The sequence below is a fragment of the Mycoplasmopsis fermentans PG18 genome, from assembly GCF_000209735.1.
Taxonomy (GTDB): Bacteria; Bacillota_I; Bacilli_A; order Mycoplasmatales; family Metamycoplasmataceae; genus Mycoplasmopsis; species Mycoplasmopsis fermentans.
In genome coordinates this window covers 1,002,880-1,003,860 of record NC_021002.1, presented here as the reverse complement: position 1 = coordinate 1,003,860, position 981 = coordinate 1,002,880, and the positions used below count along the sequence as shown (strand labels likewise).

Sequence of the window (981 nt, the reverse complement as noted above, 5' to 3'; positions counted from 1 at the left end):
TTCTTTTTATATTCATTAACTGTCCATTCCACATTTGCCATTGTTGCTAATTTCGCATCCATTTCATTGTATGATTCTAAGCAAAATTGAGCTTCATTTTCTAAGAAATTACTATAAAGTTTATCTTTTTCATTAATCGATGAAATAAAATTATTGATTAAATTTATTTTTTCAAATAGTCCTTTAAATTTTTCCTTGTCATTTCGAATTTCACTGTTTTCAATTGAAGATATTTCTTCAGTTGATAAATCAGGTTTGTTATTATCAATATCTTCAATTGTTTTTTTAACATCTTCAAATTGGCTTAATGTTTTTAAATTAGCAAAAACTTTTGATAAGAAATCAACAATTTTTGGATTTGCATTACTAATAAGTTTTGAAATTTCTTTAGGTTTTGAAGCAAAGTTATTAACTTTTTGTAAGTTTAAATCAGTTGCGTTTTTAATAATTTTAAATATTTCTAAATAATTTGTTTCATATTTTTTAAGATTTGAAATTATTTCAAAGAATGCTGAAATATTATTAATTTTGTTGTCAATATCAGAATCTAAATTAGCTTTTAATAAAGGATCTAGTTTAGTTTGTATATCAATTATTGATTTATAAGAAGTTTCAAATAAATTAAATCCATTTAATGTTGTTTTGTTTGCTTCTAATGCTAAATTAAATTCATTTAATCTTGATTTAATATTAACAAATGCTTTTTTAAATCCACTTTTTATTGAATCTAATTCATTTTTGCTATTAACATATTCATTAATTAATTTGTTTCTGCTTTCAATATACTCATCTCATTTGAGAGAATTTAATTCAATTTTAGATTTTTGTACAAATTCATCAATAATTTGTTTTGAGTTATTTAGTTTAGCTAATCTAATTGTTGTTTCGATTGAATCAACATTTGAATTATAAGCATTTAAAAATTCTTTAATAACAGATTGAATAGAAGTTGTCAAATTATTTTCGTCATTTAAATAGCTT

At 21.1% G+C, this 981-nt stretch carries 1 pseudogene; it reads right to left on the bottom strand.

Annotation, left to right across the window (positions count from 1 at the left end):
* Window positions 1-981 (bottom strand): annotated as a pseudogene (locus MBIO_RS04540) (rhoptry family protein); the annotation flags it as partial.